Source organism: Cupriavidus sp. CER-90, from assembly GCF_057652055.1.
Genome location: NZ_JBYGYM010000001.1, coordinates 1,092,495 through 1,115,477, shown reverse-complemented (window position 1 = coordinate 1,115,477; position 22,983 = coordinate 1,092,495). Strand labels below are relative to the sequence as shown.

Sequence of the window (22,983 nt, the reverse complement as noted above, 5' to 3'; positions counted from 1 at the left end):
GTAGTATGATTGCGGTCTCTATCCAGCATCGGCGCATCTACGTTCATGGCTCCGTCCAAGGTGAAATCCATTCCCAGTCAACTTCACTTTCCTGTGGTGGGAATCGGCGCATCCGCGGGCGGGATCGAGGCCCTGCGGTCATTCTTCGAAGCCATTCCGGCGCGCACGGGTGCTGCATACGTCATTGTCCTGCACCTGTCGCCGGATCACGCCACGTCGCTGCCGGGCATCCTGTCCGGGGTCACTTCGATGCCGGTGCAACAGGTCAATGAAGCGACCGCCATCGAGCCCAATCACGTCTATCTGATTGCCCCGTCGATGGTGCTGACGATGGTGGATGGATACCTGCGGGTACAGCCGGCTGCGTCGCATGACGACCGGCGCATGGCCATCGACCTGTTCCTGCGTTCGCTGGCGGAAGCGCACCGTGACCGGGCGGTCGGTATCGTACTGTCGGGCGCTGGTGCCGACGGCGCCGTCGGGATCACGCGGGTGAAGGAACTGGGCGGCATCGTGGTGGCCCAGCAACCCGATGACGCGGCGTTCTCCAGCATGCCGCGCGCCGCCATCGGTACGGGTCAGGTCGATTTCGTGCTGCCCGTGGCGGACATGCCCCAGCGTCTGCTGGAGACGTGGTCCAACAAGCGCCGCATTCGCGCCACCGTGGAGGCCGAGTCGGACGCGGACGACGCCGTGGCTACGGACAACGAGCGGATTCTGCGTGAAATCATGGTCATCCTGCGTACACGCACCGGCCATGACTTCCGCCAGTACAAGCGCGCCACGGTGCTGCGCCGCATCGAGCGCCGCATGCAGGTCAGCGGGCTGTCGGAACTGCAGGAGTATCGCGACTTCCTGCACGACCACCCCGACGAGACGCCGCACCTGCTGCAGGACATGCTGATCAGCGTGACCAACTTCTTCCGCGACAAGGACGCGTACGACCTGTTGCAGAACGATGTCGTGCCCCAGTTGCTGGAACATCGCATCGAAAACGAGCCGATTCGCGTCTGGTCTGCCGGCTGTGCCACGGGCGAGGAGGCCTACTCGCTGGCAATGCTGCTGGCGGAGGCCTCGTCGCGGAACGCGGAAGCCGTGCCGTTCCAGGTGTTTGCCACCGATATCGACGAGCGCGCCATCTCCTACGCGCGCACCGGGCTGTATCCGGAATCGATCCTGGCCGATGTGGATGCTGGCCGGGTGCGCCAGTTCCTCGTGAAGGACGCCGCGCACTACCGCGTCAAGAAGGAACTGCGCGAACACGTGCTGTTTGCCCTGCACAACGTGCTGCGCGACCCGCCGTTCTCGCGGCTGGACATGATCTGCTGCCGCAACCTGCTGATCTACCTGGATCGCGAGGCGCAGCTCGACGTCCTGCGCACGTTCCACTTTGCGCTGCGTCCCGGCGGCTATCTGTTCCTGGGGAGTTCCGAGGCGGCGGACAGCGTCAGTTCGCTGTTCTCGGTGGTGGACAAGAAGGCGCGCATCTACCGGGCCAATGTCGCGGTGCGTGGCGATGCGCCCGTGCCGATGTCGGCGGCCATGCAGAACATGCGCATGCCGATTGCGATCATGCAGCCGCCTGGGCGCCGCAAGTTCTCGTTCGGTGACCTGCACCAGCGTCTAGTGGAGCAGCATGCTCCGCCCAGCGTGCTGGTCAGCCGCGAGTCGGACATCGTTCACCTGTCGGATCGTGCGGGGCGCTTCCTGGAATATGCGGGCGGCGAGCCGTCGCACAACGTGATCGCGGCCGTACGGCCCGAGTTGCGCCTGGAACTGCGCACGGCCATCTTCCAGGCCCTGCAGACCAACCATAGCGTGGAAGCGCGACGCGTGCAGCTGACGCGCGACGGGCGCAACTACTTCGTCAACATGATTGCGCGGCCGGTGCATGACGCCGAGGCCAATGCGGACTTCGTCCTGATCCTGTTCCATGAGGTGGAGGACAGCATGAGCGAGTCGTCCGACGCCCCGCAGAAGCGCCAGCCCGACCCGATCGTCAGTCAGCTCGAACGCGAACTGCATCGCACCAAGGAGCAACTGCAGGCCACGATCGAGCAGTCAGAGACGTCCACCGAGGAACTGAAGGCGTCCAACGAGGAACTGCAGGCCATCAACGAGGAACTGCGCTCGGCCACCGAGGAACTCGAGACCAGCAAGGAAGAGCTGCAGTCGATCAACGAGGAACTCACCACGGTCAATGCCGAACTGAAGTCGAAGGTCGAGGAAACCAGCAAGATCAACGACGATCTGCAGAACCTGATCATGGCCAACGACATTGGCACGATCTTCGTCGACCGGAACATCCGTATCAAGCGTTACACGCCGCGTGCCACCGACGTGTTCAGCATCATCCCGTCCGACATTGGCCGCTCGCTGCTGGACATCACGCACCGGCTCGACTACGACAAGCTGTCCGACGATGCGGCCGAGGCCTTCGATTCGCTGCGGCTGATCGAGCGCGAGGTGCAAAGCAGCGATGGCCGCTGGTATCTGGCGCGCTTTCTGCCCTATCGCACGACCGAAGACCGCATCGACGGCGCCGTGCTGTCGTTTATCGACATCACGTCGCGCAAGGCGGCCGAGGCCCAGTTGCGCGAGGGCGAACGGCGCATGCGCATCGTGGCCGAAAGCACGCGCGACTACGCGATCATCACCTTCGACGACGACGGCCGCATTACCAGCTGGAACATGGGTGCCCAGCGCATTTTCGGCTACACCGAAGCGGAACTGCTGGGCGAGCCGGCCGATGTGCTTTATCTGCCGCAGGATCGCGACCGCGGTGTGCCGGCGGAGGAAAGAGCGCAGGCACGCAAGTTCGGGCGGGTGGAGGAAGACCGCTGGCACCTGCGCAAGGACGGCACGCGCTTCCGCTCCACGGGCGTGCTGTCCCGCCTGGAACAGTCCGGCGTCAGCGGCTATGCCAAGATCTGCCGCGACATGAACGAGGCGGTGCCGGCCGGCGCGCTGCGTCTTGATGGCGGGTTCCGCGCCACGCCCGTCCAGGATCATCGTGACGAGTTCCTGGCCGTGGCGTCGCACGAACTGAAGCATCCGCTGAACCTGATCAGTGCCAGCAGCGAACTGATCGCGCGTTCCGCCGAGGCGCGCCGCAATCCCATGATCGCCCGTGCCACGGAGACGATCCGGCGCACGGTGCTGGGCCAGGCACAGATCATCGACGACCTGCTGGACATGTCCCGCGTGCGCACCGGCAAGCTGTCGGTCGCGCGGGCCACGATCGATTTCGCGGAGGTAGTGCGCCGCGTCAGCGATGCGGTGCGCGAAGAGGCGGCCCAGCGCGGGACGACGCTGGAGGCGGCATTGCCGGACCAGCCCGTGTGGATTCATGCCGACGTGACGCGCGTCGAGCAGGTGGTCTGGAACCTGCTCAGCAATGCGCTGAAATTCACGGAGTCAGGCGACCGCATCAAGGTGGTGCTGGAAAGCGATGCCAGCGTTGCGCGATTGACCGTGGAAGATACCGGCATGGGCATCGATGCGCAGACGCTGCCCCATATCTTCGACATGTTCCGACAGGGCGGCGCCATGCGGGCGCGGTCCCGCGGCCTGGGCATCGGGCTGAACCTGGTCAAGGAAATCACGACACTGCACGGCGGCACCGCGGAAGCCGCATCGGCCGGCCCCGGTCAGGGCAGTACCTTCACCGTGACGCTGCCGGTCGGCACCCCGGCGACGGCCGAAGACGACGCCGGTGTGCTACCGGCATCGTTGCTGCGCGGTATGCATGTGATGCTGGTCGACGATGACCAGCAGACCGTGGAAACCTTCCGCATGCTGCTCGAGGCCGAGGGCGCCCTGGTCGACGTGGCCAGCGATGGCGAGTCGGCGCTGGCTTCCATGCAGTTGCGCAAGCCCGACCTGCTGCTGTCGGATATCGGGATGCCCGGCATGGACGGCTATCAACTGGTCCACCGGGTACGCGGGCAGGACGCGCTGAAGGAAGTGCCCGCTATCGCGCTCAGCGGCTATGGCCGCCACAGCGACGTCGACGCGGCGCTGCAGGCGGGATTCGATGCGCATCTGCCCAAGCCGGTCATGCTGGACGACCTGCTTTCCACGCTCATGCGCCTTCGGCTTGCCTGACAGGCGGCGAACAATCCGGGCGCGGCGCAAGGTCCGCCGGCGCGGGCGGCATGGCTTCGAGCACGAAGCGGCGATGCCGGCGTAATGCCTCGACAGTAGCGCGCAGCGCCGCCAGCAGTTCCAGCCCATTGCGGGTGGGCAGGCCGTCCTGCTGCATCTGGCGCAGCACGGCAATCTGGCGGCGGATAATCGTCCGGCCTTCGGCGATATGTCGGTCTACCCGGGCCAGCGCCGCCGCAGGGTCGAAGCGCTGACGCTGCCCGGTACGGGACGGATCATGCATGGAGCGGCTCGGGATGCCCCGCCGCAGGAGGAAGCGGCTGGACGTAGCCAGGACACTGGTTGCGGTCGATCCAGTCCTTGGCCCAGGCCAGCCCTTCGGCCATGGCCCGTTCGCATGTCCGGAACACACCAATGTCGCACGACTGCACGAGGACCGCGCCGCCTTGCGCCACGCGCCCCGATGCCTGCCAGTTGTTTTCGCCCAGAAACAGCGCGGCGCCTTCGACGGTATGCCCATAATACTGTTGCATTGCCATGGCGGTCTCCTTGCTTCCAGATACCCAGGCATATCGATTGCCTGTGGAAAAATTGTAAGAAGGTCGCCCCTGTGGCGATACATGGCAGCCTTGTCCGGAATGTCCAGGTTCAGGACATCCTGATATGCTTGCACTCACTATCGGTCACGCACCGCCCCATGCCCTCGATCCACGTCTACACCAATCAGGCTTCCACCCTTCGCGAGTTCGAAAAGGAATGCGTCAGCTTTGACGCCGCCGGTTATGTCGTGGATTTCGGACAGGCCTGGTGGGAATGCACCCCGACGTCGATCGCGGCGCTGGAGCGCCCGCGCATGCAGCAGCTTCTGCGGCGTCTGCGCGCCGGGGATGTCGTGGCCACGCTGCGCCTGTGCAGTCTTGGCAGTTCCGTGCGCGACGTGGTCGCAACGGTGGAGCGGTTCCGGGCGCTCGGGGTGAAACTTCACTGCCTGGAAACCGGGGACGCGATGCTGACCGACGCCGCCTCCACGGCATTCCGGACACTGCAGGCCGTGGAGGGCCTGGAACGCGACACCCGCAGCGCCCGGATGAAGGCCAGCGCCGAGCAGGCCGTCGAGCGCGGCAGCCGCCTGGGCAGGCGCCCGGCGCTGGCCACCAACATGCATGATGAAATCCGGGCGGCACTGCGCCGGGGCACGTCGGTCAGCGAACTGGCCCGCACTTTCAAGGTGTCACGCCAGACCATCATGCGGATCCGGGACGTTCACCCGGAGTGACGCCGCGCCCGCGCAGCATGTACGATCGGCGTGGCGCGATGCAATTCTTGCCCGCGCGCCGCCGCTCACCGTGCGCGAACGCTGACGTGGCGATGGGCATACTCCTTGCGCCGGGCGATACCGTTCCCGAACTTTCTCGGTTGCGGAGGCCAAGCGCATGCCACAAACCGCGATGCCAGTATCGCGCCGGCGCATTGCCGGCGAACTCTGGACGGCCATCTGGCGCCATCGCGTCCGTGTCGTGGTGGCCATCGTCCTGCTGCTCCTGGCCAAGGCCGCCACGGTATCAGTTCCGCTGATCCTGAAGCTGATCGTGGACGAGGCGGCGTCCGCCCAGACGCTGGCCAACCCCGCCGGCGCTGCCAGCATGGGGCCGCTGGTGCGCCTGATCGTCACGATCCCGGTCTTCCTGGTGCTGGCCTACGCCGTCCTGCGGCTGCTCGGCAACGCGTTCAACGAACTGCGTGACGTGGTGTTCGCGCAAGTGGCGCAGAGCACCGTGGCCACCTTCACGGCCCGGGCGTTTTCGCACCTGCACGGCCTGGGTGCGCGATTCCATTCGCAGCGCGAGACCGGCGGCATCATTCGTGACATGGACAAGGGCACCGCCGCCATCGGCTTCCTGCTTGGCGTTGCCGTCTTCACCATCGTGCCCACGCTGCTGGAGATCGCGGCCGTGCTGGTGATCATGGTGGCCGGCTACGGCGGCCAGTTCGCGGCGATCATCCTGGTCGTCTTCGTGCTCTATTCGGCCTGTACGGCGCTGCTGACCCGCCGCCGCATGCGGGTGCAGCGCCGCGTCAATGCCGTGGAGGCGCAGACCAACAGCAAGGTGGTGGACAGCCTGCTGAACTACGACACCGTCAAGTACTTCGCCCGCGAATCGTTCGAGTCGCGCCGTCTTGGCCGCCTGCTGGACCGCTGGGTCGAGGCCAGCGTGGAAAACCAGCACGCGCTGTCGGCGCTGCATATCGCGCAGAGCGGGTGCATTGCCATCGGGGTGGCCAGCGTCATGCTGCTGGGCGTGCAGCGGGTGGCGCAGGGCACGCTGACGGTCGGGGACCTCGTGCTGATCAACGCGTACATCATCCAGGTGGTGTTGCCGCTGAATACGCTCGGTTTCATTTTTCGCGAGTCGAACGACGCAATGACCAACGTGGAACGCCTGTTCGCGCTGCTCGACGCCAAGGGGCGCGCCGGCGAGGACGACGATGCGCCCGGCGCGCGGCCGCTGGTGGTCAGGCAGGGCGACATTGCGTTCGAGCACGTGAACTTCAGCTACGACCCCAGCCGCCAGACGCTGTGGGACGTGAGCTTTCGCGTGGGCGCGGGCCAGACCGTGGCGGTGGTGGGCGGCAGCGGCTCCGGCAAGTCGACACTGGCGCGCCTGCTGTTCCGGCTTTATCAACCGGACTCGGGTCGCGTGCTGATCGACGGGCAGGACCTGCGGCTGGTGACCCAGCGCAGCCTGCGCGAGGCGGTGGGCATCGTGCCGCAGGACACCATTCTCTTTAACGACACGATCGCCTACAACATCGCCTATGGCCTGGAGGGTGCGTCGCGGTCCGATGTGGTGGAAGCCGCGCGCGCCGCCCAGCTCGATGCGTTCGTCGATCGCCTGCCGGACGGCTACGAGACCATGGTCGGCGAGCGCGGGGTGCGCCTGTCCGGCGGCGAGCGCCAGCGCGTGGCCATCGCGCGCGCCATGCTCAAGCGGCCGCCGATCGTGGTGTTCGACGAAGCCACGTCCGCGCTCGACACGCGTACCGAGCGCGCCATCCAGCTGGAACTGACGCACGTGGCGAAGGGCCGTACGGCATTCATCATCGCGCACCGGCTATCGACCATCACCGATGCGGACCATATCCTGGTCATGGAACATGGCCGGGTGGTGGAGGCCGGCACGCACCAGGCGCTGCTGGCGCGCGGCGGCGTCTACGCGCAGATGTGGCGGCTGCAGCAGCAGCAGCGCGAACTGGAGCGCACCGAAGAACGGCTGGCGCTGCAGCCCATCCGGCTCGAAACGATTGTCGCCGGCGTGGTGGACGGCCTGCGCGAGCGCATCGCGGCCCGCCATATCCACCTGTTCACGGTCGTGGGCGAGGCCGAGCTGCGCGTGACCGGCGATCCGGGGCTGCTGCAGAAGGTGATATGGGAGCTTTGCGAGCGCATCGTCGATGCGGTGGAAGCGGGGGGCCGCATCGAGCTGCGCCTGGAGCGCAGCAACGGCGACGCGGCGCTGACCCTGTCGGCCACGGCGTCGGCGCAGGGGCATCCGGTGTCGGCCGCCGAGATCCAGCGGCTGCAGGCGGAGCTGGCCGAGGCGGGCATCACGTTGAAGGCCGATACAGCCCAGCAGATGTGGCAGCTGCGCATGCCGATGCGCCCGTTAGGCGAGCCGCTGGCGGCGCCCCAGTTGTCGCTGACAGACGCGCCGCCGCTTGCGATCGGTCCGCAGACGCTGCGCGGCTGCTGCGTGCTGGTGCTGGACGACGACGCACCCACGCGCGACGTGCTGGTCGATGCGCTGGAAGACCTGGGTGCCGAGGCGCTGGCATTCGCGCACGGGCGCGACCTGTTGCAGCACCTGTCGGAAACCGCGCCGGCCCAGTGGCCCCAGGTGCTGCTCTGCGATATCGCGCTGGACGAGGAGGACGGCTACACCGTGCTGCGCGACGTGCGGCGGCTGGAATCCGAGCGCGAAGTGTCGCTGGTGCGCCGGGTCACCGCCATTGCGCTGTCCGGTCACGCGCAGCCGCAGGACCGCATCCGCGCGATGATGGCCGGTTTCCAGCTGCATCTGTCGAAGCCCGTGCAGATGGCGGAACTGATCGCGGCGATATCGGCCCACTACCGGCATGCCGCGGCCGGACCGTCGGCCCCACCGGCCGACCCGCTTCCCGCCGGGTCTTCCGGTGCGCTGCGTGGCTCGCGCAATGAGTCGTCCTGACTGGCCCGGCGTCAACGTTGCCGGCGCGTGAGCCGCAGCGCCGCCACCACGTGGTCGCCCACCACGGCCCGCTCACGCAGCACCCACTGCATCCCGTGCGCCAGTTCGCGCCATCCTGCCACGCCCAGATGCATGGCGAGCGACGGCATGGCGCGCACGGTATCGCCAATCGCCATGGTGGCGGGCAGGTGCAGCCACGCGGCCCACACGGCGTTGCGTGCCAGCAGCGCGCGGCGGGCGCGGCTGTCGCGCAACGGGCTGGGATGATGATGAACTACCAGTTCCGGGGCGTAGACCATCAGCCAGCCGTGCGCGGCGAGCTTCCAGGCGAGCACGGTTTCTTCACCACCGATGAAAAAACGTTCGTCGTAACCGCCGGCGGCCAGAAAGGCATCCGCGCGGAATGCCGTCGCGCCGGCCATGAAGCCCAGGATGGCGCGACCCGGCAGGTCCGCCGAGGGCAGGGGGCTGTGCGACATCAGCGTGCTGGTGGGGTCTTCCTTGCCGGAAGCGCCCACCAGGATGCGCGCGGTCAACGAGGCCACGGCGGGATAGGCGTCGAGCAGTGCGCAGGCCCGGGCGAGCGATCCGGGCTGCCACCAGCAGTCGTCATCGCAAAACGCCACGTACGGGGTGCCGGCCACCTGGGCCGCCCATTGCGCGCCAAGGTTCCGCCCCGCCGCGCCCAGGTTGGTGTCGCTGCGCAGGCAGACGACCTGCGGAAAAACATCGCGCACCATGGCCGCCGTGCCGTCGGTGGACCCATTGTCCACCACTGCGATACGGGGCCGTTCGGGCAAGCCCTGCAGATGGCGCAGCGTCCAGCACAGGGTGTCGCGGCGGTTGTAGGTCAGCACGACCACGCTGATGCCGGCGTGCGAGGGGATAGCATCCATTGTCGTTTGCGCGACCGTCAGTGTGCCGGCTCGTGCGCCGGATCAGGTGCCTTTGCCCGGCACGATGTCGAGCGCCCAGTACCGCTCGGGCGCGCCAAGGTCCGCGAGCTGGCCCGCGTTGAACAGCGGCAGCTGACTCTCGTAGGCCTCCACGGCTGCCATCTTCATGTTCTGCCAGGGTGTGAGCGGAAAATGCACCGGCGCGGCGATCAGCCCGGCCTGCCACCAGCCCATCAGGCGGCTCTGCACCATGCCGGGCAGCCGGCGGTAGATCGCGTCTTCATAGAACAGCCATTGCACCGGCGGCGTTGGCGTGCCGCCTTCCGCCGTATCGGCGGTCTGCATGCTCGATACGGTGGCACGCAGCAGCATGCAGGCCCGGCTGACCAGGATGTGATCGCTATGGAACAGCCCCATCGGCGCAATCACGGTGCCACCGCGCTGCATCGAAGGCGAAGCGGCCAACCCGGCCATGATGTCTTCCGCGCTATGCTGCCGGCCGTATTGCCCATCGAGAAAGCCGAGCCACTCGGGTCGCGCTCCGAGCATGTTCAGGCCGCGTGCGTCCTCGCGGCGCCGTTGCGAAACGGCCTGCGTCACGCTGCCGAAGCCTGCGGCCCGATCCCAGTCCGGCACCTCGGTGCTGGCGTCGGGCACGCCCGCGAGCACGGTGACGACCACGGCATCCTGCGCGGCGGCAAGCAGCGCGCCGCAACTGAAGACGGCGTCGTCCAGGTGGGGAGAGATGACGGTCAGCGGCTTGGGGATCTCAAGAAACGGCATCGATATCAGCGGAGGTCAGCGGAAGTCGGTCGGGTGCCAGTCAGGCGCGGGCGCCGCGTCGCGTGCCTCGCCCACGGGCGGTTGCCACAGGGTCGCGCCCGCGCGAGCGCGTTGCTGCACCGCCCGGAGGGATACGAACGCAGCCACGGTCAATCGCAATCCCTGTGCCAGCGGCACGGCCGGCTGCCACTGCAGCAGCGTGCGGGCCAGGGTGATGTCGGGGCACCGCTGGCGCGGATCGTCCTCCGGCAGCGGCCGATGTTCGAGCGTCGAGGCCGAGCCGGTGGCGTGGAGGATCTCGGTGGCGATGTCGCGCATCGTGGTCTCGCACGGGTTGCCCAGGTTGACCGGCGTGCCGGCCGCATTTGATGCCATCAGGCGGATCAGCCCTTCGACCAGATCGTCCACGTAGCAGAACGAGCGCGTCTGCGACCCGTCGCCATAGAGCGTAAGCGGCTCGCCGGCCAGCGCCTGCGAGATGAAATTGGAGACCACCCGGCCGTCGGCTGGATGCATGCGAGGCCCGTAGGTATTGAAAATGCGGGCGATCCGCACGTCCACGCCGTGCTGGCGGTGGTAGTCCATGAACAGCGTTTCCGCACACCGCTTGCCTTCGTCGTAGCACGCCCGCCGGCCGACCGGATTCACGTGCCCCCAGTAGCTCTCCTGTTGCGGATGGTGGTCGGGGTCGCCGTAGACTTCGCTGGTGGAAGCCTGCAGGATGCGCGCCTTGACACGCTTGGCCAGGCCCAGCAGGTTGATGGCGCCATGCACGCTGGTCTTGGTCGTCTGCACCGGATCGCTCTGGTAATGCACGGGCGACGCGGGGCAGGCCAGGTTGTAGATCTCGTCGACCTCCACGTAGAGCGGGAACGTCACGTCGTGACGCAGCAATTCGAAATTGGGCCGTGGCAGCAGGTGAGCGATGTTTTCCTTGCCGCCCGTGTAGAAGTTATCGACGCAAAGTACATCATGGCCGGCTTCGACTAGGCGGTCGCACAGGTGCGAACCGAGGAAGCCGGCGCCGCCCGTTACCAGGATGCGCTTCTGATGAGGATCCTTCATGGTGTGTCCCCTATGCCGCCGCGCGGCCGGCGCCAGCGGCGCCATGCGCCAGCCGGGCGTAGACCTGTTCCATCTGCCGCGCCACGCCCGCCCACGTGAACAGCGCCTGGGCCCGCTGGCGGCCGGCCTCGCCCATGCGCTGCATCAGGGCCGGGTCGGCGCAAAGCTGCGCAAGCCGCTCGGCAAGCGGTTCCGGTGCATTGGGCGGCACCAGAAAGCCCGTTTCGCCGTCGAGCACCGTGGACCGGATACCGCCGACGTTGGCGCCCACCACCGGCACCCCGCAGGCCATGGCTTCCACCGGCGTGATGCCGAATGGCTCGTACCACGGCGTGGTGACGAAGACGTCCGATGCGCCATAGAACTGGCGCAGCTGTTCCCGCCCCCGCCGGCCGACGAAGGTGACGCTGTCGGCCACGCCGGCCGCGTCGGCCACCTGTTGCAGGTGCCCGATTTCGGGTGTGGCCGCGACACTCGGCGATTCCGCGTTGCCGCCCACCACGTACAGCCGGGCACGGATGCCCAGCGTGTGGCGCAGATACCCGATGGCCCGAATCACGTTGTCGATGCCCTTGCGCGGCACCAGGCGGCCCAGCTGCAGCACCGTGAACTCGCCGCCATCCCACCCCAGCGCGGCGCGGGCCTGCGCGCGGTCCACCGGCGCAAACTCCTCGTCGTCGAAGCCGCACGGCACCGTTTCGATGCGTGACCGCTCCGCCCCGCACAGGGTCACGAGGTCTTCGGCGTCCTGGGGGCATTCGGCGATCACGCAATCGGACTCGCGTGCCAGCGTGTCCTCGATATCGAAGCGCGCGTCAGGAAAGCCGTCCGCGCTGCCCTGGTGCAGCCGCCGTACCTTGCCCAGCGCGTGGAACGTCATGACCAGCGGGATGCCCAGCGCCTGCCTGGCGCGCAGCGCCGCCACGCCAGACATGAAAAAGTTGGCGTGCAGGATGTCGTAGCCGATGGCGTCATGGCGCATGAACTCGACCATGTAGTCGCCAAACGCCGGCATATGTGGCAGCAGCGATTCCTTAGGCACCTGGACGGCGGGCCCCGCCGGCACATGGATCACGCGTACGTTAGGCGCGAAGGCCACGACGTCCGGCAGCAGCGCCTTGTCACGCCGCGTGAAGACGTCCACCGGGTAGCCGCTCTTGCCGAGCTGCCGGGCCAGGTGAGCCACATAGACGTTCTGTCCACCGCTGTCGACGCTGCCAATGCTGGCAAGCGGCGAGGCATGTTCGCTGATCAGGGCAATTCTTCGCATGGCGGACTCCGCGTTGTGGTCGTTGTTCAGACCGGCCGTCTGCAGCATGCATGCCAATCGGCGGAAAGGAGACGTCGCCCGTACGGAGAACCGTTATAACGGTTCTCCGCGTCACGCCGTGCCGCCCGCCGAGCCGGGGGGCGGGCGCGCCGCATTTGCAGTTCGCGAGAGCCGTTTCTACTGCCGCCGTGTAGAAGCGTTGGTCCGCGGCCGGTGTACGGAAGGCGATTGCCACGGACATGGCTGCCGCGGCGGCGGGGGCAGGGCTCGGCGCAAAGCTTGCATGGCAGACGCACCCATACCTGTCGGGGAACCCCATGTCAGCCCATACCGAAGCCGGCCGCCTGCCGCTGGCCGATACAGAGGCCGCGCGCCGCGCCATCGCGCTCGCGTTGCCCATGCTCGAGGCCAGTCTCGACGACAAGGGCGTCGGCGAGAGCCACTGCCTGCACATCGTCATCATGGATCCGGGCAAGCCCTACGGTGCCTGCGCGTTCGAGCAGGCGATCCTGTACGAGCACTCGCTGCCGTCGCGCGACCGCTGGGATGCCGACTATGCGTATTACGCCCGCGAGAAGGCGCGCATCACGTGGCGCACGGCCATCGACAGCGGCCAGCTGATGGATCGCGCGCCACACCTGCTTTGCACGGGCGATACGGTGCTGGCCGGCGCCATCGTGCTGGACGGCATCGTCGTGGCCGCCAGCGGTGCAAACGGGTGGTATGACGAGGCATTTTCGCGCTGTATTGCCAGCCTGCTGCGTGCCGTGGTGCGGGAACGGCTGCACGGCAACATGCAGGGCTGATACCCGGCCGACGACGGGCATGGCATGCAATTCGCTGCGAGGGCTCCATTCATTGACGACGCGAGGGGGAGGGCAACATGCGGGACTTCGAGCAAGACAGGCATCCGCTGCTGGAAGGCAAACGGTATCTGGTGACCGGCGGAGGGGGCGGTCTCGGCGCCGAGATCTGCCGCATGCTCGCGCAAGCCGGCGCGCATGTGATCGTTGCCGATGTCAACGAGGCGCTTGGCGAACGGTGCGCGGCATCATTGCGTGAAGCCGGCGCCGAGGCCACGGTGTGTTGCGCGGATGTCTCGGACCCGGCCGCCGTACAGCGGCTGTTCGCCGACATTGCGGATGGCGGGGCGCGGCTTGACGGGCTGATCAACAACGCGGCCATCGACATCACGCTGCCCGTCGAGGAAGTGGATACCGAGCAGTGGCGGCGCGTGCTGATGGTCAACCTGTATGGTCCGTATCTGCTGACGCATGCCGCCGTGCCGCTGATGAAGGCCCAGGGCGGCGGGCATATCGTCAACATCGCCTCCACGGCGTCCAAGCGGGCCTGGCCGAACGCGTCGGCGTACCACGCGACAAAGTGGGGCCTGCTGGGCCTGTCGCATGCGCTGCACGCCGAACTGCGCGCGCATCGCATCAAGGTATCGGCCGTGGTGGCAGGCGGCATGCGCACCCCCTTCCTGCTCGACAGGTTTCCCGATATCGACACCTCGAACTTGCAGGACCCCGCAAACGTGGCGCGCGCCGTCCGCTTCGTGCTGACGCAGCCGGAAGAAACCGTGATCCCGGAAGTCATGGTGCTGCCGATGAAGGAGACCTCATGGCCATAGTCGAGCGTGGCGGCGCGGTACTGCTGGACAAGGACGGCACGCTGCTCGAGAACGTGCCCTACAACGTGGACCCGGCGAAGATTCGCCTGGCCGATACGGTCGGCGATGCGCTGCGCCGGCTCTCGCGGCTGGGGCTGCCGCTTGCCGTGGTCAGCAACCAGCCGGGCATCGCGCTGGGCCGGTTCGACGCGGAGGCGCTCGACGCCGTCCGCCAGCGCCTGAGCGATCTGTTTGCCCTGCATGGCGCCAGGCTCTCGGGCTTCTTCTATTGCCCGCATCATCCGGAGGGTCAGGTCAGACCCTATGCCGTGCATTGCCTGTGCCGCAAGCCCGCGCCCGGCCTGTTGCGGCAGGCCTGCACCGCGCTGGGCTGCGATCCGGGCAAATCATGGATGGTGGGCGACATCCTCGACGATGTGGAAGCCGGACGCCGTGCCGGTTGCGGGACGGTGCTTGTCGATTGCGGCAACGAAACCGAATGGATTGGCGGTGCCCTGCGTACGCCAGACTTTATCGTCCCCACGCTCGACCGCGCGGCCCAGGTCATTGCGGCCGGCCTGCCGATTTCGCCATCGCCCCCGATGATGACGGAGCGGCCATGCTGACATGGCAGCAAGCCCGGCGCGTGCTGTGCGTCCGGCTGGACAATATGGGCGATGTGCTGATGACCACGCCGGCGATGCAGGCGCTTGCGGAAAGCGTACCGGGGCGCCGCCTGACGCTGCTGACATCGCGCGCGTCGGCCATGCTGGCGCCGCATCTGCCGATGATCGACGACGTGATTGCGTGGGATGCGCCGTGGGTCCGGCATGCGCACGATGCCGACGGCATGGCTGCCGCCATCGGCGACGGGGTCGCGCAGCTGGCGGCGCAGTCTTTCGACGCGGCGGTGATCTTCACCGTTTACAGCCAGAGCGCGCTGCCAGCGGCCATGCTGTGCGGCATGGCGGGCATTCCGCTGCGGCTGGCCCATTGCCGCGAGAACCCTTATGCCTTGCTGACCGACTGGGTGCCCGACACCGAGCCCGATACGAAGAGCGATGCGCCGCCACGGCACGAAGCGCAGCGCCAGCTGGATCTTGTGGCGCACGTGGGCGCCGTCACTGGCGACCCGCGCCTGCGCTTTGCGCTGACCGACGCGGACCGCGCGATGGCGGACGGTCTGCTGACAGAGCTGGCTGCCATGCATCGCGCCAACGTGCGCGTGGTGGTGCATCCCGGTGCCACGGCCGCATCGCGGCGCTGGCCTGCGGAACGCTTCGCCGATGTGGCGCGGGAACTGGCCGCCGGTGTCGGGGCGCTTGTCGTCGTCACGGGCAATGGTGGCGAAAGCCGCCTGGTGGAGGAAGTCTGCAAGCTGGCCGGCCATCCGGCGGTGGTGCCGATGGCCGACCGGTTGTCCATCGGCGAAATGGGCGCGCTGCTGTCGGCGAGCGATCTGCTGGTGTCGAACAACAGCGGCCCGGTGCATATGGCGGCCGCGCTCGGCACGCCCGTCGTGGATCTGTACGCGCTGACCAATCCGCAGCACACGCCATGGATGGTGCCGCACCGCGTGCTGTTCCAGGACGTGCCGTGCCGCTATTGCTACAAGAGCACGTGCCCGCAAGGCCATCATCGCTGCTTGCGCGAAGTGTCGGTGCTGCAGGTGGTGGAGGCATCGATGGCGCTCCTCGGCGGCGAGGCCGGCGCACGGACGACGATGCCGTGGGCTTGCCATGCCCGGCAGGGGCTGATGCCGCAGCACGTTTCCATCGGGCAGGACATGCCCGTGCAAGCCATCGCCAAGGAGGATGTCCATGTACACGCTCGGCATTAACGCCGCCTATCACGACTCCGCCGCTTGTCTGGTGCATGACGGGGTGGTGGTGGCGGCCGCGGAAGACGAACGCTTCACGCATATCAAGCACGGCAAGCGGCCGGTGCCGTTCAGCGCGTGGGAACTGCCGTGGCATGCCATCGAATACTGCCTGCGCGAAGCCGGTATCACGCTGGCGGATGTCGACCATGTGGCGTATTCCTATGATCCGGCGCTGCTGCTTGGCGCGCTGCATGGCCAGGAATCGGTGGTGCTGCCGCTGGAGCCGTCGCGCGACCGGCAGCCCGATGCCCGCACATCGCCATGGGATCCGCTGTTCCTGTCGTACGTGGTCAATGCGCCGCGGCAGCTGGCTTCGGGCGCCCCGCATCACCTGTCGGCCCGCTTCCGCGAGATCCGTCACGATGGGCCGTTCCGCTGGCATTTCATCGAGCACCATATGGCGCACGAAGCCAGCGCGTTCCTGGCGGCGCCGTTCGAGCGATGCGCCGTGTTGACGATGGACGGCCGCGGCGAATCGGCCACCACCAGCTACGGCCTGTTCGATGGGCGCGAGTACCGGCGGATCAAGCAGATCGACCTGCCCGATTCGCTGGGGCTGCTGTACGAGAAGGTCACCCGCCATCTGGGATTCCTGCATTCGTCGGACGAGTACAAGGTCATGGCGCTGGCGTCGTTCGGCAAGCCAACCCATCTCGATGTGTTCCGCAGGATGGTGACCAGCGATGGCGAAGGCGGCTACCGCGTGGCCGATGTCGATCTCGAAACGGTGCTGGGCCCCGCGCGCCTGCGCGGCGATACCTTCGACGCGCGGCACTTCGATATCGCCCGCTCGCTGCAGCAGGTGCTCGAAGAGACCGTGGTCGGCATGGCGGCCTGGCTCGCGGAAAGCACCGGCGAAGCCAATCTGGCGATGGCCGGCGGTGTCGCGCTTAACTGCGTGATGAATGCGCGGGTGCGCGACCAGGCGCCGTTCGACGCGGTATGGGTGCAGCCGGCCGCCGGCGACGCCGGCACGGCGCTGGGCGCGGCCCTGTGGGTGGACTTCACGGAGCGCGGCCGGCCGACCCGGCACTGGACGATGGAACACGCCTACCTGGGGCCGGCGTTCGGCGACGACGAGATCGCGGCGTTCCTGGACTGGGCCAAGCTGCCCTATCGCCGGCTCGATGACGTGGCGGCAAGCGCCGCAGAGCTGCTGGCGCAGAACCGCATCATCGGCTGGTTCCAGGGACGCATGGAATTCGGCCCGCGTGCGCTCGGCGCCCGTTCGATTCTGGCATCGCCGATCGATCCGGGCATGCAGCAGCGGCTTAACGACATCAAGGATCGGGAAGACTTCCGGCCGGTGGCGCCGGTCGTGATGCAGGAGCGTCTGGGCGAATGGTTCCGCGCGAAGAAGCCGGGCGACGGTGCCGCCCCGTTCATGCTGTTCGTCTATGACGTGATTCCCGAGCAGGCGAAGCGCATTCCGGCGGTGACGCACGTGGACGGCACGGCACGGGTGCAGACGATCCGTCGCGACCAGAACGCCATCTACTACGATGTGCTGGCGGCCTTCGAGCGGCTGACCGGCGTGCCGGTGCTGGTCAACACGTCGTTCAACACGCGTGGCGAGCCGATTGTCTGCACGCCGCGCGATGCCGTGGAATGCTTCTGGACGTCTCCGCTGGACGCGCTGGTGATCGGTTCGTTCCTGGTGGAGAAGCCAGGCGCCGCGCCGGCGATGAAGGCCGGCCACAAGGAGACCGCCGATGCAAGCGCCTGATCCGCTGGTCTCGGTTGTCATTGCCACCTATCGGCGCGAGGCGCTGCTCAAACGCTGTCTGCTGGCGCTGTGCCATCAACAGATGGATACGCGCGCGTTCGAAATCATCGTGGCTGATGATGGCTGCGAGCCGGCCATCGCGGCATTGGTGGCGGCGCTGGCGGCCCGGTATCGCGCCGTGGCGTTCCGTTACACGGCGGTGCCGGCCACGCAAGGGCCGGCGGGGGCCCGCAATGCTGGCGCGCGTCTGGCGCGGGGAGAGATCCTGGCCTTCACCGACGACGATACGATCCCGTCGCCGGACTGGGTCTGCAACGGTTATCTGGCCCTGGCCAGCACGCCCGGATGGTGCGCGGCGGCGGGCCGGGTCGTGGTGCCCACGCCGGCACGGCCAACCGACCACGAGCGCGATACGGCCGGGCTGGCCAGCGCGGAATTCGTTACCGCCAATTGTTTTGTACGACGCACGGCATTCGACCGGGTCGGTGGCTTTGACGAACGCTTCACGCGCGCATGGCGGGAGGACTCCGACCTGCAGTTCCGTCTGGAAGGGCAGGTCGGCCCGGTGGGCCGCGCGACCGATGCGGTGGTCGAGCATCCGGTGCGCCCCGCCGAATGGGGCGCCAGCGCGCGGGCACAGGCCAAGGTGTTCTTCGATGCCCTGCTGTACAAGAAGCATCCGCGGCTGTATCGCCAGCGTATCCGGCGTGTGCCGCCCTGGCACTACTACGTGATCGTGGCGTGTGCCGGTGTGGCGCTGGCCGGTGTGCTTGCCGGCGCCGCGCAGGTGGCGGCGGTCGCGGCAGGCGGCTGGGTGTTGCTGACGGCGGCATTCTGTGCGCGCCGGCTGCGCGGTGCGTCGTGGCGGCCGCGCCATGTTTGCGAGATGGTGGTGACGTCGATAGTCATCCCGCCGCTGTCGCTCTATTGGCGCCTGCGCGGGGCGCTGGCATTCCGCACGGGATTCCTGTGATGCCGGCCGACACGCGCAAGATCGCCGTCTTTCGCGCGCTGCAACTGGGCGACATGCTCTGCGCCGTGCCTGCGCTCAGGGCATTGCGCGCGGCGGAGCCCGATGCGCACATCACGCTTGTCGGCTTGCCGTGGGCTCGCGATTTCGCCGCGCGCTACTGCGCGCTGATCGACGACTTCATGGCCTTCCCCGGGGCGCCGGGCATGCCCGAGCAGGGCGCTGATGCGCAGGCGCTGGATCGCTTCCTCGCCGACGCGCGGCGCCGGCGATTCGATCTTGCCATTCAGCTGCATGGCAGCGGGGCGATCACCAATCCGCTGGTCCGCCAGCTTGGCGCGCGGCGCGTGGCCGGGTTTTGCGACGGGTCCGACGGCGCACGGCCCGCCGCGCCGGGGGAGTTCTGGATCGCCTGGCCTGACGGCAACGAGATCGAACGACTGCTCGGCCTGATGCACGCACTGGGCTATCCGCACGCGGACACGCATCTTTCCTTCCCGCTCCACGCCGACGACCTGCGCGACTGGCGCAAGCTGGCCGATGCCCATGGGCTGGAGCCGGGCGGCTATGTCTGCATCCACCCCGGCGCGCGCATGCTGTCGCGGCGCTGGCCGGTGGAACGCTTTGCCGAGGTGGCGCAACGCCTGGGCAATCCCTGGCGGATCGTCGTAACGGGTGCGCCCGATGAGAGCGCGCTGGCTGCCCGGCTTTGCACCTTGACCGGGGTGCCGGTGGTGAACCTGTGCGGCCAGACGTCGTTGGGCGCGATGGCCGCGTTGATTGCCCACGCCAGGTTGCTGGTCTGCAATGACACCGGGGCATCGCATATTGCCGCGGCCATGGACACGCCCAGCGTGGTGGTGTCGTGCGGCAGTGACAGCGAACGATGGGCGCCGCTGGACCGCACGCTGCACCACGTGCTGGCCGACTATCCGCCCTGCCGCCCCTGCGCCTGGCAGGCGTGCCCGTATGGGCATGAATGTGCGATGCACATCGACGTGGACAGCGTGGCCGCCGCCGCACGGCGCCTTGCGGATCGGGAGACCGTATATGTCTAGGCGATTGCGCATCCTGACGTGGCACGTCCATGGCAACTACCTGTACTACCTGTCGCAGGTGCCGCACGACTTCCTGCTGGTGACCCGGCCCGGCTACCCACCCGGCTACGCTGGCGTGGGCGGGCAGCTGCCATGGGGCGGGAACGTGAGCGAAGTACCGTATGACGCGGTGCCCAGCACGGCGTTCGACTGCGTGCTCTACCAGCACCACGACCACTACGCCAACGACAGGGAAACCCTGCTGACCGATACCCAGCGCGGGCTGCCGGCCATCTATCTCGAGCACGACCCGCCGCAGGCGCATCCCACCAACACGCGCCACCCGGTGCAGGACCCGAAGATGCTGCTGGTGCACGTCACGCCATTCAATGCGCTGATGTGGGACAGCGGTATCACGCCGACGCGTGTCATCGACCACGGCGTGGTGGTCGATCCGGCGGTACGCTACACCGGCCATCGCGCGCGCGGCATCAGCGTGGTCAATCACCTGGCCAGGCGCGGCCGGCGGCTGGGCGCGGATATCTTTGCCGATGTCAGCCGGCGCGTGCCGGTGGACCTGGTGGGGATGGACGCGCAGGCGGCGGGCGGTATCGGCGAGGTTGCCAACACCGAGCTTGCCGCCTTCATGGCGCGCTACCGCTTCTTCTTTCACCCGATCCGCTATACGAGCCTGGGACTCGCGGTGGTGGAAGCCATGACCATCGGCATGCCTGTGGTCGGCCTGGCCACGACGGAACTGGCGACGGTGATCCGCAACGGCGTCAACGGCCATGTCGATACGCGCGTGGAAGGCCTGGTCGATGTCATGCGCGCATTGCTGGAAGACCCCGGGATGGCGGCGCGCTGGGGCCAGGCGGCCGCCCGGACGGCGCGGGAGCGTTTTGGCATCGAACGCTTTGTTGCCGACTGGCAGGCCGCCTTTCGCGACGTCACGCGCTAGGCGTGGCGTCGTTGCAAAGGCCGCTCAGCATCGCCAGGTGATCGGCGAATCCGCCCCGGGGCGCGGCCCTTGATGCGGGCGCTGGTCACCACGCGCGGCAGCGCGCTCCAGGCGATCTGCGCGTTCAGCGCGATCAGGCGCTGCACCAGCGCCACATCCTCGCTGCTGGCGTGAGGCGGAAATCCGCCCGCACGGCGATAGGCCCGCGAGCAGACGCCCAGGTTGGCGCCGTGAACATGGCGATGATCGTCGGCGCGCTGATACCGTGTGGCAAACCGTACGGGGACATGCGGGGGATGCCCGCTCCAGTCGTCGACGGTGACCAGCCCGCACACGGCATCGGCGGCGAGCGCCAATTGCGCCACCAGCCAGTCCGGTGCCACGCGGCTATCGGCATCGGTGAAGGCCAGCCAGCGGGCGTTCAGCGCCAGCAGCAGTTCGGCGCCGGTGTGGCGGGCGATGCCGACATTGCGCGCGGCGATGGTCAGGCAGGTCACGTGGGTCGGCCCATGGCGGCTGGCGATGGCAAGCGAACGGTCGCTGCAGTCGTCCAGTACCACGACCAGCATCACCGGCTCGCCCTGCAGGCCGGGATGCAGCGCGGCGGCGCGCAGCGCGAGCAGGCACGCCTCCAGACTGGCTTCCTCGTTGTGGACGGGCACCACGACGCCGATCATCGCATGGGCTCCCGGCTGCGCAGCGGTTCGGGGTTGCGCGACCAGACATCGAGCAGGAAGTCCGGCTCGATATGCCGAACATGCCGATGCAGGCCCGGGCAGCGCGCAATCGCGGCGTGCACGTGGCGGGTGGATTGGGCGCGCTCCGCGAACGGGCGCAGCCAGTGGCAGGCCACGATGGTGCCGTCAAGCGCGAGCGCCTGGGCGGCTTGCGCCACGGTCCGCAGCCACGGCTCGCGATCGAAGTAGTAGCCAAGCTCGCTCAGCACGATCAGGTCGAAGCGGCCGGCGGGCCACGCTTGAGGCAGGGCCGCCACGCGCGTCTCGACCTGCGGCAGCCCTGCCACGCGCGCACGGGTTCGTTCAATGGCGCGCGGCATCATGTCGATGGCGAGCAGCGCGTCGCAGCGCGCGGCCAGCCGCTCGGTCAGCAGGCCCGTGGCACAGCCCGCTTCCAGCGCCCGGGCATAGCGCGGCTCAGGCAGGGCCGCCATCAGCAGATCGCGCTTGCGCGCCTCATACCATAGCGAAGCCAGGCCCCAAGGGTCGTCCTGCTCGAAGATGGCATGGAAGTCGGTGGTGGCGTCCGCGGGCGTCATAGCCGGTGTCCCTGTTCGCCGGCATCGGTGGCTTTGCTGGCATCGCCGCCTTTGCCGCCGCCAGTGCGCTGGCTCAGCCTGTCCCCCAGCAATGCCAGATCGCGTTCCGCGTGGCTTTGCCGCACGAGTACGGGCAGGTCCGCAAACAGGGCGGCCAGCCGCGCGTCGCGACACAGCGGGCCGGCGCCCAGCACGTTGCCGGCGCGCTGCATCACGCGCTGGACGGTGGCCTCGACCGTGGCGCGCACACGCATGGCCGGCACGTAGGCGTCGTCTTTGGGGTGTGCGTCGATCCAGGCAGCCGTTTCGCGCAGCAATGCGGCTGTCGCACGCAGGTCGCTGTCGATGGCGCCCAGGTGGGCGGCAGCATGGGGGTCGCCATGGCGGCAAACCGCGCGCCGCACGGCCTGTTCGAACGGCAGGACGGCGCCGTACCAGCAGGCGGCAATGCCCGCGCCGCCATGCCAGAAGCCGGGGCGGTGCAGATAGGCGCCTGCCGGGCCGATTTGCAGCGCGGGGCAGTTATCCAGCATGACGTCGCCACTGCCTGTGTCGCGCATGCCCACGGCATGCCAGCCTTCGCTGGTGATGCGCACGCCGGCGCCGTGCAGGTCGATGGCCGCCATCAGCGCACCGCCGTTGCCGTCGTGGCAGGTGACCAGTGCATGCGACACGGCTTGCGCGCCGGAGCACCATGCCTTGCGGCCATCGAGCCGCAGCGGCCTGCCGCCAGCCAGCCCGGTGCGCGCCGCCAGCGGGCGGATGTCGGTGTCCATGGCGGCCCGTGCGTGCACGCGGGCATCGGGGGGCTCGGCGGCCCACACCGCCCAGCGCGTACCGCGTTGGGGGCGTGCTTGCGCGACCTCCAGCAGAATGGCCAGCGCATCGGCATGCGCCTCGAACAGCTTGATGGCGACGGCGCCGTGCGTGGCGGCAACGTCCGAAAAGCATCGCCAGCGGGCCAGCGTCTGGCCGTGGCCGGGCGGCGGGATGCCGTCTGGCGTGTCATAACGGGCGATCAGCGATCCGAGCGTGTCGTCGGGGACCATGGCGGCGGGCGGTGCGTTCACATGCACGGCGCGCCGCAAGATTCCTGCCAAAGCACCTGGGCGCTCTGCCACCCCTGTTGGCACGGGATTCGCAGAGAGGCCGGGCAGGCAGGCCGCCGGCTG

The 22,983-nt window shown here is 68.0% G+C and carries 19 protein-coding genes and 1 pseudogene; 11 read left to right on the top strand and 9 right to left on the bottom strand.

Annotated features, from left to right (window positions below; all coding sequences use genetic code 11):
* The first annotated feature begins 45 nt into the window (after positions 1-45).
* Positions 46-4,107, top strand: a complete 4,062-nt coding sequence (locus tag AC24R4_RS05010) for a CheR family methyltransferase (protein WP_487522413.1) — start codon at positions 46-48, stop codon at positions 4,105-4,107.
* Here AC24R4_RS05010 and AC24R4_RS05005 read toward each other — a convergent pair.
* Together AC24R4_RS05005 and AC24R4_RS05000 are read right to left on the bottom strand one after the other, a co-directional pair.
* Positions 4,085-4,390, bottom strand: a complete 306-nt coding sequence (locus tag AC24R4_RS05005; protein WP_487522412.1) for a hypothetical protein — start codon at positions 4,388-4,390, stop codon at positions 4,085-4,087. The genes AC24R4_RS05010 and AC24R4_RS05005 overlap by 23 nt on opposite strands.
* Positions 4,383-4,646 carry a DUF6566 family protein gene (locus AC24R4_RS05000; protein WP_487522411.1) on the bottom strand — a complete coding sequence of 88 codons (264 nt, stop codon included), beginning with the start codon at positions 4,644-4,646 and terminating at the stop codon, positions 4,383-4,385. Before AC24R4_RS05000 ends, AC24R4_RS05005 begins: the two co-directional genes overlap by 8 nt.
* A gap of 158 nt (positions 4,647-4,804) precedes the next feature.
* On the opposite strand from AC24R4_RS05000, the gene AC24R4_RS04995 reads away from it, so the two are divergent.
* Together AC24R4_RS04995 and AC24R4_RS04990 are read left to right on the top strand one after the other, a co-directional pair.
* The gene (locus AC24R4_RS04995) at positions 4,805-5,383 is read left to right on the top strand and encodes a recombinase family protein (RefSeq protein WP_487522410.1); all 579 of its coding nucleotides are present in this window, start codon (positions 4,805-4,807) and stop codon (positions 5,381-5,383) included.
* A gap of 157 nt (positions 5,384-5,540) precedes the next feature.
* The gene (locus tag AC24R4_RS04990; protein WP_487522409.1) at positions 5,541-8,333 is read left to right on the top strand and encodes an ABC transporter transmembrane domain-containing protein; all 2,793 of its coding nucleotides are present in this window, start codon (positions 5,541-5,543) and stop codon (positions 8,331-8,333) included.
* 11 nt (positions 8,334-8,344) lie between these two features.
* Here the strand turns inward: AC24R4_RS04990 and AC24R4_RS04985 are convergent, their stop codons facing one another.
* From AC24R4_RS04985 to AC24R4_RS04970, 4 genes are read right to left on the bottom strand one after another with little or no spacing between them, the layout of a single operon-like run.
* The gene (locus tag AC24R4_RS04985) at positions 8,345-9,229 is read right to left on the bottom strand and encodes a glycosyltransferase family 2 protein (protein WP_487522408.1); all 885 of its coding nucleotides are present in this window, start codon (positions 9,227-9,229) and stop codon (positions 8,345-8,347) included.
* Positions 9,230-9,271: 42 nt separating this feature from the next.
* Entirely contained in the window at positions 9,272-10,012 is a 741-nt protein-coding gene (locus AC24R4_RS04980) for a PIG-L deacetylase family protein (RefSeq protein WP_487522407.1), read from the bottom strand.
* Positions 10,013-10,027: 15 nt separating this feature from the next.
* Entirely contained in the window at positions 10,028-11,077 is a 1,050-nt protein-coding gene (locus tag AC24R4_RS04975; RefSeq protein ID WP_487522406.1) for a UDP-glucuronic acid decarboxylase family protein, read from the bottom strand.
* A gap of 10 nt (positions 11,078-11,087) precedes the next feature.
* Positions 11,088-12,347 (bottom strand): glycosyltransferase family 4 protein, encoded by a 1,260-nt coding sequence (locus AC24R4_RS04970; protein WP_487522405.1) that lies wholly within the window; start codon positions 12,345-12,347, stop codon positions 11,088-11,090.
* 317 nt (positions 12,348-12,664) lie between these two features.
* Here AC24R4_RS04970 and AC24R4_RS04965 point away from each other — a divergent pair, with 317 nt between their 5' ends.
* The 8 genes from AC24R4_RS04965 (at position 12,665) to AC24R4_RS04930 (ending at position 20,535) form a co-directional block, all read left to right on the top strand.
* On the top strand, positions 12,665-13,153 hold the full coding sequence (locus tag AC24R4_RS04965) for a hypothetical protein (protein WP_487522404.1): 489 nt from the start codon (positions 12,665-12,667) through the stop codon (positions 13,151-13,153).
* Positions 13,154-13,230: 77 nt separating this feature from the next.
* Positions 13,231-13,980: an SDR family oxidoreductase gene (locus tag AC24R4_RS04960; protein WP_487522403.1), complete on the top strand. Its 750-nt coding sequence runs from the start codon at positions 13,231-13,233 to the stop codon at positions 13,978-13,980.
* A complete protein-coding gene (locus AC24R4_RS04955) occupies positions 13,971-14,585 on the top strand; it encodes a D-glycero-alpha-D-manno-heptose-1,7-bisphosphate 7-phosphatase (RefSeq protein ID WP_487522402.1) in 615 nt (204 codons plus the stop codon). Before AC24R4_RS04960 ends, AC24R4_RS04955 begins: the two co-directional genes overlap by 10 nt.
* On the top strand, positions 14,579-15,799 hold the full coding sequence (locus tag AC24R4_RS04950) for a glycosyltransferase family 9 protein (RefSeq protein ID WP_487522401.1): 1,221 nt from the start codon (positions 14,579-14,581) through the stop codon (positions 15,797-15,799). Before AC24R4_RS04955 ends, AC24R4_RS04950 begins: the two co-directional genes overlap by 7 nt.
* Positions 15,780-17,567, top strand: a complete 1,788-nt coding sequence (locus tag AC24R4_RS04945) for a carbamoyltransferase family protein (RefSeq protein ID WP_487522400.1) — start codon at positions 15,780-15,782, stop codon at positions 17,565-17,567. The genes AC24R4_RS04950 and AC24R4_RS04945 overlap by 20 nt, the downstream gene beginning before the upstream one ends.
* Positions 17,554-18,540 carry a glycosyltransferase family 2 protein gene (locus AC24R4_RS04940; protein WP_487522399.1) on the top strand — a complete coding sequence of 329 codons (987 nt, stop codon included), beginning with the start codon at positions 17,554-17,556 and terminating at the stop codon, positions 18,538-18,540. The genes AC24R4_RS04945 and AC24R4_RS04940 overlap by 14 nt, the downstream gene beginning before the upstream one ends.
* Positions 18,540-19,595, top strand: a complete 1,056-nt coding sequence (locus AC24R4_RS04935; RefSeq protein ID WP_487522398.1) for a glycosyltransferase family 9 protein — start codon at positions 18,540-18,542, stop codon at positions 19,593-19,595. The genes AC24R4_RS04940 and AC24R4_RS04935 overlap by 1 nt, the downstream gene beginning before the upstream one ends.
* Positions 19,588-20,535, top strand: coding sequence for a glycosyltransferase (locus AC24R4_RS04930; RefSeq protein ID WP_487522397.1), 948 nt, complete (start codon positions 19,588-19,590; stop codon positions 20,533-20,535). The genes AC24R4_RS04935 and AC24R4_RS04930 overlap by 8 nt, the downstream gene beginning before the upstream one ends.
* Here AC24R4_RS04930 and AC24R4_RS04925 read toward each other — a convergent pair.
* The 3 genes and pseudogenes from AC24R4_RS04925 to AC24R4_RS04915 all read right to left on the bottom strand — a co-directional run bounded on the left by AC24R4_RS04925 (position 20,525) and on the right by AC24R4_RS04915 (position 22,881).
* Positions 20,525-21,212, bottom strand: a pseudogene (locus tag AC24R4_RS04925) (glycosyltransferase family 2 protein). The gene AC24R4_RS04930 and the pseudogene AC24R4_RS04925 sit on opposite strands and share 11 nt — an antisense overlap.
* Positions 21,209-21,811, bottom strand: coding sequence for an SAM-dependent methyltransferase (locus tag AC24R4_RS04920; protein WP_487522396.1), 603 nt, complete (start codon positions 21,809-21,811; stop codon positions 21,209-21,211). Before AC24R4_RS04920 ends, AC24R4_RS04925 begins: the two are co-directional and overlap by 4 nt.
* A complete protein-coding gene (locus tag AC24R4_RS04915; protein ID WP_487522395.1) occupies positions 21,808-22,881 on the bottom strand; it encodes an acyl-CoA dehydrogenase in 1,074 nt (357 codons plus the stop codon). Before AC24R4_RS04915 ends, AC24R4_RS04920 begins: the two co-directional genes overlap by 4 nt.
* Positions 22,882-22,983: the final 102 nt, after the last annotated feature.

Coding starts and splice junctions, on each gene's coding strand:
- AC24R4_RS05010 (WP_487522413.1), top strand. CDS start 46: ATGGCTCCGTCCAAGGTGAAATCCATTCCCAGTCAACTTCACTTTCCT.
- AC24R4_RS05005 (WP_487522412.1), bottom strand. CDS start 4,390: ATGCATGATCCGTCCCGTACCGGGCAGCGTCAGCGCTTCGACCCTGCG.
- AC24R4_RS05000 (WP_487522411.1), bottom strand. CDS start 4,646: ATGGCAATGCAACAGTATTATGGGCATACCGTCGAAGGCGCCGCGCTG.
- AC24R4_RS04995 (WP_487522410.1), top strand. CDS start 4,805: ATGCCCTCGATCCACGTCTACACCAATCAGGCTTCCACCCTTCGCGAG.
- AC24R4_RS04990 (WP_487522409.1), top strand. CDS start 5,541: ATGCCACAAACCGCGATGCCAGTATCGCGCCGGCGCATTGCCGGCGAA.
- AC24R4_RS04985 (WP_487522408.1), bottom strand. CDS start 9,229: ATGGATGCTATCCCCTCGCACGCCGGCATCAGCGTGGTCGTGCTGACC.
- AC24R4_RS04980 (WP_487522407.1), bottom strand. CDS start 10,012: ATGCCGTTTCTTGAGATCCCCAAGCCGCTGACCGTCATCTCTCCCCAC.
- AC24R4_RS04975 (WP_487522406.1), bottom strand. CDS start 11,077: ATGAAGGATCCTCATCAGAAGCGCATCCTGGTAACGGGCGGCGCCGGC.
- AC24R4_RS04970 (WP_487522405.1), bottom strand. CDS start 12,347: ATGCGAAGAATTGCCCTGATCAGCGAACATGCCTCGCCGCTTGCCAGC.
- AC24R4_RS04965 (WP_487522404.1), top strand. CDS start 12,665: ATGTCAGCCCATACCGAAGCCGGCCGCCTGCCGCTGGCCGATACAGAG.
- AC24R4_RS04960 (WP_487522403.1), top strand. CDS start 13,231: ATGCGGGACTTCGAGCAAGACAGGCATCCGCTGCTGGAAGGCAAACGG.
- AC24R4_RS04955 (WP_487522402.1), top strand. CDS start 13,971: ATGGCCATAGTCGAGCGTGGCGGCGCGGTACTGCTGGACAAGGACGGC.
- AC24R4_RS04950 (WP_487522401.1), top strand. CDS start 14,579: ATGCTGACATGGCAGCAAGCCCGGCGCGTGCTGTGCGTCCGGCTGGAC.
- AC24R4_RS04945 (WP_487522400.1), top strand. CDS start 15,780: ATGTACACGCTCGGCATTAACGCCGCCTATCACGACTCCGCCGCTTGT.
- AC24R4_RS04940 (WP_487522399.1), top strand. CDS start 17,554: ATGCAAGCGCCTGATCCGCTGGTCTCGGTTGTCATTGCCACCTATCGG.
- AC24R4_RS04935 (WP_487522398.1), top strand. CDS start 18,540: ATGCCGGCCGACACGCGCAAGATCGCCGTCTTTCGCGCGCTGCAACTG.
- AC24R4_RS04930 (WP_487522397.1), top strand. CDS start 19,588: ATGTCTAGGCGATTGCGCATCCTGACGTGGCACGTCCATGGCAACTAC.
- AC24R4_RS04920 (WP_487522396.1), bottom strand. CDS start 21,811: ATGACGCCCGCGGACGCCACCACCGACTTCCATGCCATCTTCGAGCAG.